The organism is Rahnella sp. CG8, assembly GCF_023701875.1.
GTDB classification, from domain to species: domain Bacteria; phylum Pseudomonadota; class Gammaproteobacteria; order Enterobacterales; family Enterobacteriaceae; genus Rahnella; species Rahnella aceris.
Genome location: NZ_JABAED010000040.1, coordinates 1 through 13,804, shown reverse-complemented (window position 1 = coordinate 13,804; position 13,804 = coordinate 1). Strand labels below are relative to the sequence as shown.

Here is a 13,804-nt window from a genome sequence, read left to right as displayed (position 1 = left end):
AGTTACGGAGAGTAAAAATGAAAGTTCGTGCTTCCGTCAAGAAATTATGTCGTAACTGCAAAATTGTTAAGCGTAACGGTGTCGTTCGCGTAATCTGCAGTGCAGAACCGAAGCATAAACAGCGTCAAGGCTGATTATCTCGCATATTTTTCTTGCAAAGTTGGGTTGAGCTGGCTAGATTAGCCAGCCAATCTTTTGTATGTAAGCAGCAATACTATTTGAGTATCCTGAAAACGGGCTTTTCAGAATGGTGTTGCCGTATATAAATAGTAGGAGTGCATAGTGGCCCGTATAGCAGGCATTAACATTCCTGATCAGAAACATACTGTAATCGCATTAACTTCGATCTACGGTATCGGCAAAACCCGCTCACAGTCTATCTGTGCTGCATCCGGTATTGCTGAAAATGTTAAGATCAGTGAGCTGTCTGAAGAGCAAATCGAAAAACTGCGTGACGAAGTTGCCAAGTTCATTGTTGAAGGTGATCTGCGTCGTGAAGTCACCCTGAGCATCAAGCGTCTTATGGACCTTGGAACTTATCGTGGTTTGCGTCATCGTCGTGGTCTTCCAGTGCGCGGTCAGCGTACCAAGACTAACGCACGTACCCGTAAGGGTCCGCGTAAACCGATCAAGAAATAATCGGGGTGATTGAATAAATGGCAAAGGCACCTGTTCGTACACGTAAACGTGTAAGAAAACAAGTCTCTGACGGCGTGGCTCATATCCATGCTTCTTTCAACAACACCATTGTTACCATTACCGATCGTCAGGGTAATGCTTTGGGTTGGGCAACAGCTGGTGGTTCCGGTTTCCGTGGTTCTCGTAAATCCACTCCGTTCGCAGCTCAGGTTGCAGCAGAGCGCTGCGCTGACGCAGTGAAAGAATACGGTATCAAGAATCTGGAAGTTATGGTTAAAGGACCTGGTCCTGGTCGTGAGTCTACTATCCGCGCATTAAACGCGGCTGGTTTCCGCATCACTAATATTACTGATGTGACTCCTATCCCTCATAACGGTTGTCGTCCGCCGAAAAAGCGTCGCGTATAACGCTGCTTTTAGGTTTGTTGGAGAGAGAAAATGGCAAGATATTTGGGTCCTAAGCTCAAGCTTAGCCGTCGTGAGGGCACAGATTTATTCCTTAAATCTGGCGTTCGCGCGATCGATACCAAGTGTAAAATCGAACAAGCTCCTGGTCAGCATGGTGCGCGTAAGCCGCGTCTGTCTGACTACGGTGTACAGTTACGTGAAAAGCAAAAAGTTCGCCGTACTTACGGTGTTCTGGAGCGTCAGTTCCGTAACTATTATAAAGAAGCAGCACGCCTGAAAGGCAACACTGGTGAAAACCTGTTGCAACTGCTTGAAGGTCGTTTGGACAACGTCATTTATCGTATGGGCTTCGGCGCTACTCGTGCGGAATCCCGCCAGTTAGTTAGCCACAAAGCTATTATGGTAAACGGTCGCGTTGTTAACATCGCTTCTTATCAGGTATCTCCGAATGACGTTGTCAGCATCCGTGAGAAAGCTAAAAAGCAATCTCGCGTGAAGGCCGCTTTGGAGTTGGCTGAACAGCGTGAAAAGCCGACTTGGCTTGAAGTTGATGCTGCTAAGATGGAAGGTGTGTTCAAGCGTATGCCTGAACGTACTGATCTGTCTTCCGACATTAACGAACACCTGATCGTCGAGCTTTACTCCAAGTAAAGCTTAGTACCAAAGAGAGGACACAATGCAGGGTTCTGTGACAGAGTTTCTAAAACCGCGCCTGGTAGATATCGAGCAAGTCAGTTCGACGCACGCCAAGGTGACCCTTGAGCCTTTAGAACGTGGCTTTGGCCATACTTTAGGCAACGCACTGCGCCGTATTCTGCTTTCATCCATGCCGGGTTGCGCGGTGACCGAGGTTGAGATTGATGGTGTACTGCATGAGTACAGCACCAAAGAAGGCGTACAGGAAGATATCCTGGAGATCCTGCTCAACCTGAAAGGGCTGGCGGTGAGAGTTCAAGGGAAAGATGAAGTTATTCTTACCCTGAATAAGTCTGGCATTGGCCCTGTGACTGCAGCCGACATTACCCATGATGGTGATGTCGAAATCGTCAAGCCGCAACATGTCATCTGCCACCTGACCGATGAGAACGCTGCAATTAGCATGCGTATCAAAGTTCAGCGCGGTCGTGGTTATGTGCCGGCGTCTGCCCGAATTCATTCGGAAGAAGATGAGCGCCCAATTGGTCGTCTGTTAGTAGACGCATGCTACAGCCCTGTAGAGCGAATTGCCTACAATGTTGAAGCAGCGCGTGTAGAACAGCGTACTGATTTGGACAAGCTGGTTATCGAAATGGAAACCAACGGTACGATCGATCCTGAAGAGGCGATTCGTCGTGCGGCAACCATTCTTGCTGAACAACTTGAAGCTTTCGTTGATTTACGTGATGTACGTCAACCGGAAGTCAAAGAAGAGAAGCCGGAATTCGATCCAATCCTGCTGCGCCCTGTTGACGATCTGGAATTGACTGTCCGCTCTGCTAACTGCCTTAAAGCAGAAGCAATCCACTACATCGGTGATCTGGTACAGCGTACCGAGGTTGAGTTACTTAAAACACCTAACCTGGGTAAAAAATCTCTTACTGAGATCAAAGACGTACTTGCGTCCCGTGGTTTGTCTCTGGGCATGCGCCTGGAAAACTGGCCACCAGCAAGTATTGCTGACGAGTAACCGGATCACAGGTTAAGGTTTTACTGAGAAGGATAAGGTCATGCGCCATCGTAAGAGTGGTCGTCAACTGAACCGTAACAGCAGCCACCGACAGGCTATGTTCCGTAACATGGCCGGCTCTTTGGTTCGTCATGAGATCATCAAGACGACCCTGCCGAAAGCGAAAGAGCTGCGTCGCGTTGTTGAGCCGCTGATTACTCTTGCCAAGACCGACAATGTTGCAAATCGTCGTCTGGCATTCGCCCGTACTCGTGATAACGAGATCGTGGCAAAACTGTTTAATGAACTGGGTCCGCGTTTCGCGAGCCGTGCTGGTGGTTACACTCGTATTCTTAAGTGTGGCTTCCGTGCAGGCGACAATGCGCCGATGGCATACATCGAGCTCGTTGATCGTGCAGAGTCAAAAGCAGAAGTAGCAACTGCTGAATAATCTGTAGATGCATGAAAAAACCGGGCTTTTGCCCGGTTTTTTTACATCTAAAATTCACGTTTCTAAACCTTTTCTTCCCAGTTTTCACCATGCTAAATTCCACTCTCTTTTCCAGCGCGTCGCTTCCAGCTATGATCTAAGATGGCTCGTTCAATGTGACAAAGGCGAAATCATGTTTCTAATTGATCAGTGGGTTGAAAAGCACATCAAAGATGCTCAGGAAAAGGGTGAATTTGATAACCTTCCTGGAAATGGGCGTCCCCTTATCATTGATGACGCGAGCGCAGTTCCGGATGAGCTCAGAACGTCCTATCGTATCTTGAAAAATGCAGGCTATTTGCCGCCTGAGTTGCAGGATCGAAAAGAGGCGATCGATTTGGATCATCTACTGAACATATTAGACAGTGATGATCCAAAGTTTCTTCCCGCAGAAAAGCGTCTGAAGGTTTTACAAATGCGTTTACAGCAGGCAGGTATGAACACTGACTTTCTTCGGGGGCATTACAAAAATGCACTGAAGGATAAATTGAGAGGGAAATAGACATGTATAAAATTGGTGAACTTGCCAGGCTGGCCAGCGTGTCCACAGATACTATTCGTTACTATGAAAAGCAGGGAATGATGGGAACGGGCACACGTAATACATCAGGTTATCGGCAATATGATGAAAGCGATGTGCAGCGCTTACGCTTCATCCGCTATGCCAAATCTACAGGTTTTACGCTTGATGCAATCAAGGAGTTACTTTCTATTCGAATCGATCCTTTGCATCATACTTGTCAGGAGTCAAAGTCTATTGTGGATGAACGACTCGCAGAGGTTGAGCTTAAATTAAAGGAGCTTAATCAGATGCGTGAATCCCTGCAAAGATTGAGTGCCGCTTGTTGTGGCTCCTCACATACGAGCGTAAGTTGCTCTATTTTAGAAGCATTAGAGGATGGAGCGGGTAAAGTAGCTTGAATGTTCTGGTCGTATAATAGCCACTTTCATAGTCAGGATTATAGCAGTAAGATGTGTGCGCATTTTGTTCACTACTATTAATGATATCGAGGTTTTATGAGCCATTATAAGCATCAAAAAGGCATCATTCAGAATAACGCGTTACAAGCGCTTCTTCATGATCCACTGTTCAAACAGCGTGTTGAGAAAAATCAAAAAGGGAAAGGGAGCTACCGTCGCAAAGAGAAAAATGGGAAGGGGAGTTATCTGGAGGGCAGTGTTGAGTGTTCGTTTGAGTATTCAACACTGCCCTTCTAATCAGTCTAAGCAGAATTACAGTTTCGGTGCCTGCTGCTCTTTCAGCAAATCACGAATTTCCGCTAACAGAGTTTCTTCCGCTGTTGGTTTAGGTGGTGCAGCGGGCTTATCTTCCTGCTTACGACGCATTTTATTCATCAAGGTAATTGCGCAGAATATGGCCAGTGCAACAATGATGAAATCAAACACGTTCTGAATGAATACCCCGTAATGCATGACTACTGCGGGTGCTGCTCCCTGGGCCTCCCTGAGGACAAAAGCAAACTGCTTAAAATCAACTCCGCCAATCAGCAAGCCTAGCGGTGGCATAATAATATCAGCGACAAATGACGATACTATTTTGCCAAAAGCGGCGCCGATGATAACACCGACTGCCAGGTCGACCACGTTGCCGCGCATGGCAAACTCACGAAACTCTTTCATAAAACTCATAAACACTCCTTGGCAAATTCATCAAATATGTCAAACCAAGTAAAGACCATTTGCAGGGTCTTCGCTACAAAACTTCTCATCTGAAACTCAATTAACGCTAAATTTGATTAACAAAAGGTGCAATTTATAAGAAGAATGGACTTGGCTGGAACAGCCGTTCAACATCCCTGACAAACTTCTTATCGGTAATAAACATCACAACATGGTCACCTTGTTGGATCCTGCTGGTGCCGTTGGCAATAATAACCTCATTACCGCGCACAATAGCCCCAATCGTTGTACCGGGTGGCAGTTTGATTTGTTCCACGGTACGACCCACAACTTTTGATGTTGTCTCATCGCCATGTGCAATTGCTTCAATGGCTTCCGCGACACCGCGCCTCAGCGATGAAACACTGACGATGTCTGCTTTTCTGACGTGTCCAAGCAACGCTGAAATCGTTGCCTGCTGAGGCGAAATTGCAATATCGATGACGCTGCCCTGCACCAAATCGACATATGCACTGCGCTGGATGAGAACCATCGCCTTTTTCGCGCCCATCCTCTTGGCCAGCATTGCGGACATGATGTTCGCTTCATCATCATTGGTAATAGCGATGAATACATCCACTTGTTCAATATGCTCTTCAGCCAGCAATTCCTGATCCGAGGCATCACCGTAGAAGACAATCGTATCTTGCAATATCTCTGCAAGCTCTGCGGCTCGCTGCTGATCCCGCTCGATGAGTTTTACGCTGTAATTCTTCTCAAGCCGTTGTGCAAGCCCCGCCCCGACATTGCCGCCACCTACGATCATGATTCGTTTATAAGGCTTTTCGAGCCTCTGAAGCTCGCTCATGACTGCACGGATATGCTGAGAAGCAGCCACAAAGAATACTTCATCACCGGCTTCGATAATGGTTGAACCCTGGGGGCGAATAGGACGATCCTGGCGGAAAATGGCTGCAACCCGCGTTTCAATGTGCGGCATGTGTTCACGCATTGAAGAGAGTGCATTACCGACTAAAGGCCCACCGTAATAGGCTTTTACCGCCGCAATACTGACTTTGCCTTCTGCGAAATTCACCACCTGTAGTGCACCCGGATACTCAATGAGTTTGTAGATATAATCCGTGACCAGTTGCTCCGGAGAAATCAGGTGGTCGATAGGCACGGCTTCCGGATGGAAAAGTTTTTCAGATTCACGGATATATTCAGTTGAACGGATACGGGCAATGCGGTTTGGTGTGTTAAACAGTGAATAGGCAATCTGGCAGGCGACCATATTAGTTTCATCGGAATTCGTCACAGCCACCAGCATATCTGCATCTTCGGCGCCGGCTTCGCGAAGTACACGAGGGTGAGAACCGTGCCCCTGGACTACACGCAGGTCAAACTTATCCTGAAGCTGACGCAGCCGGATGGTATTCGTGTCGACAACCGTGATGTCGTTGTTTTCACCTACCAGGTTTTCGGCAAGTGTTCCGCCAACTTGCCCGGCCCCGAGAATGATTATTTTCATATGACTCTCTGCTTTGCCTCGAAGGTATTAGCCTGAGTAAACAGCACTAATACGAGATATTCAGCTTTTAACAAGTTTAGCGTAATAGAATCCATCGCCATCTTCAGGATGTGGAAGATTCTGTCGGCCCGGTTTTTCCATCGTTCCGGTTTCAACCAGCGTAGCATCCTGATGTGATTCGAGGAATGAGGCTATTTGCTGGCAGTTTTCATCCGGCAAAATCGAACAGGTGGCGTACACCATGATCCCTTTACTTTTTAGCCGTGGCCAGATGGCATCAAGAATTTCTTTTTGGAGGCTGGCGAGTTCGGCAATATCACTGTCTCTGCGCAGCCATTTGATGTCAGGATGCCGGCGGATAACGCCCGTCGCTGAACAGGGGGCATCGAGAAGAATGCGGTCGAAAATGCGATCACCTGCCCACATCTGCGGCTCGCGCCCATCGCCTTGCTTCACTTCCGCGCTGAGTTTCAAACGCTGAAGGTTTTCATGAACACGTTTCAAACGTTGCTCATCCACATCAACAGCGAGAACATGCGCTTTAGGTGCAGCTTCCAGAATATGGGTAGTTTTCCCGCCCGGCGCGCAACATAAGTCGAGGATCAATTCGCCATTCTGTGGATCCAGCAGATCAACACTGCCTTGTGCCGAAGCATCCTGAACGGTGACCCAGCCTTCTGTGAATCCCGGAAGAAGGTTTACCTGACATGGCGTGTTCAGCCGTAATGCATCGCGGTATTCCGGATGCGGAACTGCTTCGATGTGTACTTCGTTTAACAGGTGTAGGTACTCGTCGCGTGTGTGATGCTGCCTGTTGACGCGCAGCCACATCGGCGGCCTTTGATTATTGGCATCAACGATACTTTCCCAGTCAGTGGGGTAAGCTTTTTTCAGGCGGTTAAGAAGCCAGCTCGGGTGGAGATGGCGGCTGTCATTGTTGGCCATGCGTTGAAGCAATTCTTCCTGCTGCCGCTGAAACTGACGCAACACGCCGTTGATCAGACCTTTTAACTGAGGGCGTTTTAGCGCAACGGCACCGTCAACAGTTTCAGCCAGTACGGCGTGTGCCGGAATCCGGGTATGGATCAGCTGATACAGACCCACCATCAGTAAGTAATGCAATGTTCTTTGCTTACCAGTGAGAGGTTTTGCCATCAGTTGCTGCAAGCACCATTCCAACTGTGGGAGGACGCGAAGCGTACCAAAGCACAGCTCCTGAAGGAGTCCGCGATCTTTTTCTGAGACGTTTTTCTGCAGACCAGGAAGAACAGTGGACAGGGATAATCCTTTGTCCAAAACCTGGCTGATGGCTTGAGCGGCAATGCTACGGAGATTATAGGCTGTTTTCATAGTCAAAAAAGCTGACCGGAGCCAGCATTATCAAAGAGATAAGGCCCGACGAAATATCGGGCGTAGTCGTTATGGTCAGGCTAAACGCGTGCCTTCGATAAACCATTCGCGACGAGAGTTCAGCAAATCCTGTGCGGACATTGCTTTTTTACCTGAGGGTTGTAACTGGGTGATGTTCAGGATGCCATCGGATGTTGCAATCTGAATACCCTTTTTGTCGGCAGCAACAATAGTCCCGGGTGCAGCGCTGCTTTTTCCTGACAGACATTCAGCCTGCCAGACTTTCACAGGCTGATCATCAATCATAAAGAAGCTGACGGGCCATGGGTTAAATGCACGAATACAGCGTTCAAGTTGTTCGGCCGATAGATTCCAGTCTAAGCGGGCTTCTTCCTTGCTGAGTTTCTCAGCGTAGGTTACGTGCTCTTCGCTTTGAACTTCAGGTTTTGCTGAGCCGTTCGCCAACTGCTGTAATGTTTCAAGCATACCCTGTGGGCCCAGCTCAGCCAGCTTGTTGTAAAGCGATGCGCTGGTATCCTCGGGGAGAATGTCACATTCTACTTTGTGCAGCATATCGCCGGTATCAAGGCCGACATCCATCTGCATGATGGTGATACCTGTTTTTGTATCACCTGCCCAAAGAGATCGCTGAATCGGTGCTGCGCCACGCCAGCGTGGCAATAATGAGCCATGCACATTGATGCAGCCCAATTTCGGCATATCAAGCACGGCTTTTGGCAGGATCAAACCATAAGCAACGACTACCATAATGTCCGCCTCAAGCGCGGAAACCAGAGACTGATTCTCTTCCGGGCGCAAGGATTTAGGCTGGAAAACCGGGATGTCGTGGGTTTGAGCCAGAACTTTAACCGGGCTTGCGGTAAGTTTATTACCGCGGCCAGCAGGGCGATCGGGCTGAGTGAAAACACCGACAACCTGATGTTCTGATGATAAAAGCGCGTCAAGATGACGCGCTGCAAAGTCCGGAGTACCGGCAAATATGATTCGCAAAGCAGTGTCCTGTGTTACACGAATATTAGTCAGCCCGTGCGTTCAGCTTGGCCATTTTTTCCATTTTCTGGCGAATACGCTGACGTTTCAACGGAGACAAGTAATCCACGAATAATTTACCTACCAGATGATCCATTTCATGCTGGATACAAATTGCCAGCAGATCATCGGCTTCGAGCTCGAAGGTTTTACCGTCACGGTCAAGCGCGCGGATTTTTACTTTTTCAGCACGCGGCACCAGCGCCCGTTGATCAGGGATCGACAGACAGCCTTCTTCAATCCCGGTTTCGCCGCTCTTTTCCAGCAATTCAGGGTTGATGAGAACCAGACGCTCGTCGCGGTTTTCAGAGACATCAATCACGATGATACGCTGATGAATATCGACCTGAGTTGCAGCAAGGCCAATGCCTTCCTCTGCATACATGGTTTCAAACATATCATCCACGATCTGCTGGATTTCAGCGTTAACTTCTTTGACCGGTTTTGCCGTTATGCGAAGCCGCTCGTCTGGGAAATGTAATATCTGTAATACGGACATATTTTTCTGGATCTTTATTCAATTGATTGAAGATATATAGACTCTATTCTAGACATTTCCTGCCCAGATTGACAGCATCCTCTGCCAATTGTATCAGTCGCTGAAAGGCCTTGAGAAGGGAATGGATAATGACATTACAGGAAGCATGGATACGTTTGTCGGTGGTAAAACGCCTCGATCCTCATCACGCTATGGGGATCATTCAGACCTTATTCTGCCGGGGCATTTATTCGTCCTCAGAATTAGCAAACAGTGGGCTTCTCCCCGAACAAATAGCCGATTTTCAGCATATTAATCAGCGCTGGTTAGTTGAATCATTGAAATGGCTGGAAGGAGAGAATTGTCATCTTATTACTTTTGGTAGCGAGTTTTATTCCCCGCTGTTAGCACAAATATCCTCCCCGCCTCTGATTTTGTTCGCAGAAGGAGCCGCTGAATTACTGCTATCCCCGCAAATAGCGATGGTGGGAAGCCGCGATTACTCACATTATGGCGAACAATATGCACAGGTATTTGCAGGGGGCCTGGTCAGCAGTGGTTTTACCGTGACAAGCGGTCTGGCAATGGGAATTGATGGAATCAGCCATAAGGCAACACTAGAAGCTCAGGGTAAGACGATTGCTGTGTTGGGAAGCGGACTGATGAAGCGCTATCCACCCTGTCATCTGAAGCTCGCAGATCGCATCCTCGAGCAGGGAGGAGCTCTGGTTTCAGAACATCTGGTGACTGCGCCGCCTTTAGCAGCCCACTTTCCCCGCCGTAACCGGGTTATCAGCGGGTTGAGTGCGGGTGTACTTGTTATCGAAGCCACGCTGCGCAGCGGCTCATTGATTACTGCACGCTATGCACTGGAGCAAGGAAGGGAAGTGTTCGCGTTGCCAGGCCCGCTGGGAAGTGCAACCTGCGAAGGAACACACTGGCTTATTCAGCAGGGCGCTTATCTGGTGACTGAGCCCAATGATATCGCCGAACATATAGGGAGCGGGCTGACCTGGTTTCCAAATATCAAAGCGTCAGAATCCTTGAAAATGCCTCCGGATGGTCACTCTGATGCGCCAGAGGTGAATATTTGTGCGCCAGATAGCGAAGTTGAATTGCCATTTGCTGATGTGTTGGCTAACGTAGAATATGAGGTGACATCTGTTGACGTCGTCGCCGAACGTGCCGGCCAACCTGTGCCAGAAGTTGTAGGTAAACTACTCGAACTGGAGTTAGCAGGATGGATCGCAGCTGTACCCGGCGGCTATGTCCGAATTAAGAGGGCAAGCCATGTTCGACGTACTAATGTACTTATTTGAAACTTACATTCACAACGAAGCGGAGATGAATGTTGACGAGGATAGGTTAACGGATGACTTGGCCGAGGCTGGTTTTCACCGGGCTGATATTCACAATGCGCTGAATTGGCTTGAAAAACTTGCGGATATGCAAGAGGGTGGAACCCCATCTTATATGCTGGATTCTGATCCTTCAGCATTACGTGTGTATACCGATGAGGAAACGAGTCGGTTAGATAGCAGTTGTCGTGGTTTTTTGCTGTTTCTGGAACAAATCAAAGTATTGAATTTCGATACCAGAGAGATGGTTATCGATCGTGTTATGGCTCTGGACACTGAAGAATTCGATCTTGAAGATCTGAAGTGGGTCGTGCTGATGGTTCTGTTTAATATTCCCGGATATGAAAGAGCGTATCAGCAAATGGAAGAGCTATTATTTGAAGTTAATGAAGGTTATCTGCACTAAGAGATAACAGGTAAAACGTAACATATGACAAAAGCAGCACTTTTTGCTGATAAGCAAAATGGATCCTGTCCAGCATGCGGGGCCGATTTGGTGATCCGTAGTGGTCGTCACGGCCCCTTTCTCAGTTGTTCATCCTACCCGCAATGTCAGTATGTTCGTCCCCTGAAATCACAGGCGGATGGGCATATTGTGAAAATCCTGGAAGGACAGGCATGCCCTGAATGTGACTCCACTTTGGTGCTGCGGCAGGGGCGTTACGGCATGTTCATTGGTTGCAGTCAGTATCCTGAATGCGATCATATTGAAGCTATCGATAAGCCAGAAGAAACTACTCTGGGCTGCCCGCAATGTGGAAAGGGTCATCTGTTACAGCGCAAATCACGTTTTGGCAAAGTATTCCACGCCTGTGATCGTTACCCGGAATGTCAGTTTGCCATCAATAATAAGCCAGTTGCAGGAGAATGTGTTCATTGCCATTACCCATTGTTGATGGAAAAGAAAACGGCTCAGGGGATTAAGTTATTCTGTGCCAGTAAATTGTGCGGCAAAGCCGTAGAAATAAAAGATAACGAACAAGATGAATAAAGAGACAGAAAAATCATTCAGTGCAGTGCTTGAGGCGCTTCACGGACAACATGTTATTGCTTATCCAACGGAAGCGGTTTTCGGGTTGGGGTGTGACCCAGATAGCGAACAAGCCGTCGAGGCATTGCTGGCGCTGAAAAAACGTCCAAAAGATAAAGGACTCATTCTGATTGCTGACAATTATCAGCAGCTCCTTCCTTATATTGATGACTCACCTTTAACGGAGCAACAGCTTGCGCATGTCGTTTCATTCTGGCCAGGCCCCGTTACCTGGGTTATGCCTGCAAAACCCTCGACACCTGATTGGCTTACCGGCCGTTTCACTTCGCTGGCGGTGCGTGTCACAGACCATCCTCTGGTAAAAGAACTCTGCCAAAAATTTGGAAAACCACTGGTTTCAACCAGTGCGAACCTGAACGGGCAACCTCCTTGCCGTTTGTCTGAAGAAGTCAGGCTTCAGTTTGGGAAAGATTTTCCCGTGCTGGATGGCGATGTAGGAGGAAGAGATAATCCATCTGAAATTCGGGATGCCCTCACTGGCAACCTTATTCGTCAAGGTTAACAAATGAAAGTCACGCCATCTTTTGCGGTATTTGGAAATCCGATCGGCCATAGCAAATCCCCTCGCATTCATGCGCTTTTCGCCCGTCAGACGGGGATCGATCACACATATGGCACGGTTCTGGCCCCGCAAGAAGCGTTTGAAGAGACGTTGCGTTCCTTTTTTGAAAACGGAGCGCTGGGGGCAAATATTACGGTACCTTTCAAAGAGCGCGCTTTTGCTGAGTCAGATGAGCTGACCGAGCGGGCTGCCATGTCGGGTGCTGTGAATACGCTTAAAAAGTTCGAAGATGGGCGATTGCTTGGGGATAACACCGACGGCATCGGCATGTTGAATGATCTTGAACGGCTGGCGCTTTTAAAGCGAGGGGACCGGGTTCTTCTGATTGGCGCCGGTGGCGCTGCGCGTGGGGTGATACTTCCTTTACTGTACTACGGCTGCCCGGTTGTTGTTACTAACCGGACGTTTGAACGCGCACAGCACCTGAGCCATATTTTCGAAAAGAAAGGGGATATCCGGGCTATTGCTTTGGCCGATCTGGCTGATGAATCTTTCGATCTGATCATTAATGCTACTGCATCGGGTATTAAAGGTCAGATCCCAGAGATCCCCGAAAGTGTGCTGACGACGCAGACCCGCGTCTACGACATGTTTTATCAGTCGGGTTTAACGCCTTTTATCACCTGGGCGAAAAATAATGGGGTAACTCATTATGCAGACGGGCTGGGGATGCTGGTGGGGCAGGCAGCGCACGCTTTTTATCTGTGGCATGGGGTGATGCCCCAAATAGAACCAGTGCTTGAGGAGCTAAAGAAAGACTTGCTGGGGTGATTGTGAAATGCCTGAACAATCAGATTTATTACTGTTCAGGCAGTACGCTTCTTATTGCTCCTGTGAAAGATAGAGATCTTTCCATGTCACATAATTATTAGAAGAGTATGTCAGTCCTGCGAGTTCATCAGAAGTCAGTTCTCGTATCTGCTTAACAGGACTTCCTAAATAGAGGTAGCCACTTTCGAGTGTTTTCCCAGGTGGAACCAGACTGCCTGCGCCAATCATGACATCGTCTTCGACGATAGCCCCATCCAGCAGTATTGATCCCATTCCGACCAAAACTCTGTTTCCGATCGTGCAACCATGCAGCATCACCTTATGCCCGACAGTGACGTCTTCCCCAATAATAAGAGGGTGCCCCTCGGGATTATGTCGTGACTGATGAGTCACATGGAGCACGCTTCCATCCTGCACATTAGTCCGACAGCCGATAACCACATTATTCACATCACCACGTATCACAACCAGTGGCCAGATACTGACGTCATCAGCCAGATCCACATCGCCAATCACCACGCTTGAGGGATCCACCATCACTCTTTCACCCAATGTTGGTGTTAATCCCTGATAAGAACGTAAAGTCTGAGACATCTGAAGTACCCCGTAAGTGAGTATTAATCTTGGCAATATAGTTCGGGTCGGGGGAAATACCAATTGAGGGGCGATAAGATCGGCGTTAAAAGCAGCAGATCGGGTGAGATCTCTGCGAAGGGGTCGAAAAATACGCAGTCGATCCTTTTATTGGAAAAAAGGCTTGTGCAAAAAATTCGGATCCCTATAATGCCGCTCCATCGACAGGGAACAACGTGAACAACATCACGAAGTGACCGGGTCGGAAAGATTAAAAAC

The 13,804-nt window shown here is 48.3% G+C and carries 20 protein-coding genes; 14 read left to right on the top strand and 6 right to left on the bottom strand.

From position 1 onward, the window contains the following. Positions 1-17: 17 nt before the first annotated feature. The 9 genes from rpmJ to HGO41_RS23650 all read left to right on the top strand — a co-directional run bounded on the left by rpmJ (position 18) and on the right by HGO41_RS23650 (position 4,399). The gene (gene rpmJ / locus HGO41_RS23690) at positions 18-134 is read left to right on the top strand and encodes a 50S ribosomal protein L36 (RefSeq protein ID WP_002227352.1); all 117 of its coding nucleotides are present in this window, start codon (positions 18-20) and stop codon (positions 132-134) included. Positions 135-282: 148 nt separating this feature from the next. Beyond that, entirely contained in the window at positions 283-639 is a 357-nt protein-coding gene (gene rpsM, locus HGO41_RS23685; RefSeq protein ID WP_013573704.1) for a 30S ribosomal protein S13, read from the top strand. Between the two features lie 17 nt (positions 640-656). Beyond that, entirely contained in the window at positions 657-1,046 is a 390-nt protein-coding gene (gene rpsK / locus HGO41_RS23680; protein WP_004929731.1) for a 30S ribosomal protein S11, read from the top strand. A 30-nt stretch (positions 1,047-1,076) separates the two neighbouring features. Then, positions 1,077-1,697 carry a 30S ribosomal protein S4 gene (gene rpsD / locus HGO41_RS23675; protein ID WP_013573705.1) on the top strand — a complete coding sequence of 207 codons (621 nt, stop codon included), beginning with the start codon at positions 1,077-1,079 and terminating at the stop codon, positions 1,695-1,697. Positions 1,698-1,722: 25 nt separating this feature from the next. After that, on the top strand, positions 1,723-2,712 hold the full coding sequence (locus HGO41_RS23670) for a DNA-directed RNA polymerase subunit alpha (protein WP_002919219.1): 990 nt from the start codon (positions 1,723-1,725) through the stop codon (positions 2,710-2,712). Positions 2,713-2,752: 40 nt separating this feature from the next. Further along, a complete protein-coding gene (gene rplQ, locus HGO41_RS23665) occupies positions 2,753-3,142 on the top strand; it encodes a 50S ribosomal protein L17 (protein ID WP_013573706.1) in 390 nt (129 codons plus the stop codon). A 172-nt stretch (positions 3,143-3,314) separates the two neighbouring features. After that, positions 3,315-3,683: a DnaJ family domain-containing protein gene (locus HGO41_RS23660; RefSeq protein ID WP_112152601.1), complete on the top strand. Its 369-nt coding sequence runs from the start codon at positions 3,315-3,317 to the stop codon at positions 3,681-3,683. A 2-nt stretch (positions 3,684-3,685) separates the two neighbouring features. Continuing rightward, on the top strand, positions 3,686-4,102 hold the full coding sequence (gene zntR, locus HGO41_RS23655) for a Zn(2+)-responsive transcriptional regulator (RefSeq protein ID WP_013573708.1): 417 nt from the start codon (positions 3,686-3,688) through the stop codon (positions 4,100-4,102). 96 nt (positions 4,103-4,198) lie between these two features. Then, a complete protein-coding gene (locus HGO41_RS23650) occupies positions 4,199-4,399 on the top strand; it encodes an alternative ribosome-rescue factor A (protein ID WP_037035586.1) in 201 nt (66 codons plus the stop codon). A gap of 15 nt (positions 4,400-4,414) precedes the next feature. Here HGO41_RS23650 and mscL read toward each other — a convergent pair whose 3' ends face one another. The 5 genes from mscL to def all read right to left on the bottom strand — a co-directional run bounded on the left by mscL (position 4,415) and on the right by def (position 9,231). Further along, positions 4,415-4,831 carry a large-conductance mechanosensitive channel protein MscL gene (gene mscL / locus HGO41_RS23645; RefSeq protein ID WP_013573710.1) on the bottom strand — a complete coding sequence of 139 codons (417 nt, stop codon included), beginning with the start codon at positions 4,829-4,831 and terminating at the stop codon, positions 4,415-4,417. Positions 4,832-4,955: 124 nt separating this feature from the next. Then, entirely contained in the window at positions 4,956-6,332 is a 1,377-nt protein-coding gene (gene trkA, locus HGO41_RS23640) for a Trk system potassium transporter TrkA (protein WP_013573711.1), read from the bottom strand. A 60-nt stretch (positions 6,333-6,392) separates the two neighbouring features. After that, positions 6,393-7,682 carry a 16S rRNA (cytosine(967)-C(5))-methyltransferase RsmB gene (rsmB, locus tag HGO41_RS23635; RefSeq protein ID WP_112152591.1) on the bottom strand — a complete coding sequence of 430 codons (1,290 nt, stop codon included), beginning with the start codon at positions 7,680-7,682 and terminating at the stop codon, positions 6,393-6,395. Between the two features lie 75 nt (positions 7,683-7,757). Further along, positions 7,758-8,717: a methionyl-tRNA formyltransferase gene (gene fmt / locus HGO41_RS23630; RefSeq protein WP_173362077.1), complete on the bottom strand. Its 960-nt coding sequence runs from the start codon at positions 8,715-8,717 to the stop codon at positions 7,758-7,760. Between the two features lies 1 nt (position 8,718). After that, positions 8,719-9,231 carry a peptide deformylase gene (gene def / locus HGO41_RS23625; RefSeq protein WP_013573714.1) on the bottom strand — a complete coding sequence of 171 codons (513 nt, stop codon included), beginning with the start codon at positions 9,229-9,231 and terminating at the stop codon, positions 8,719-8,721. Positions 9,232-9,359: 128 nt separating this feature from the next. Here def and dprA point away from each other — a divergent pair, with 128 nt between their 5' ends. The 5 genes from dprA to aroE are packed head-to-tail and all read left to right on the top strand — an operon-like array spanning position 9,360 to position 12,952. Next, on the top strand, positions 9,360-10,529 hold the full coding sequence (gene dprA, locus HGO41_RS23620; protein WP_223510423.1) for a DNA-protecting protein DprA: 1,170 nt from the start codon (positions 9,360-9,362) through the stop codon (positions 10,527-10,529). Continuing rightward, positions 10,501-10,974: a DUF494 family protein gene (locus HGO41_RS23615; protein WP_013573716.1), complete on the top strand. Its 474-nt coding sequence runs from the start codon at positions 10,501-10,503 to the stop codon at positions 10,972-10,974. Before dprA ends, HGO41_RS23615 begins: the two co-directional genes overlap by 29 nt. A 24-nt stretch (positions 10,975-10,998) precedes the next feature. After that, positions 10,999-11,559, top strand: coding sequence for a DNA topoisomerase family protein (locus HGO41_RS23610; protein WP_013573717.1), 561 nt, complete (start codon positions 10,999-11,001; stop codon positions 11,557-11,559). Continuing rightward, complete coding sequence (gene tsaC / locus HGO41_RS23605; RefSeq protein ID WP_250981529.1) at positions 11,552-12,121, top strand: L-threonylcarbamoyladenylate synthase type 1 TsaC; 570 nt, start codon at positions 11,552-11,554, stop codon at positions 12,119-12,121. Before HGO41_RS23610 ends, tsaC begins: the two co-directional genes overlap by 8 nt. 3 nt (positions 12,122-12,124) lie before the next feature. Next, positions 12,125-12,952 carry a shikimate dehydrogenase gene (gene aroE, locus HGO41_RS23600; RefSeq protein WP_013573719.1) on the top strand — a complete coding sequence of 276 codons (828 nt, stop codon included), beginning with the start codon at positions 12,125-12,127 and terminating at the stop codon, positions 12,950-12,952. A gap of 51 nt (positions 12,953-13,003) precedes the next feature. On the opposite strand, the gene HGO41_RS23595 is transcribed toward aroE, so the two are convergent. Further along, positions 13,004-13,546, bottom strand: coding sequence for a gamma carbonic anhydrase family protein (locus tag HGO41_RS23595; RefSeq protein WP_112197969.1), 543 nt, complete (start codon positions 13,544-13,546; stop codon positions 13,004-13,006). Positions 13,547-13,804 lie beyond the last annotated feature (258 nt).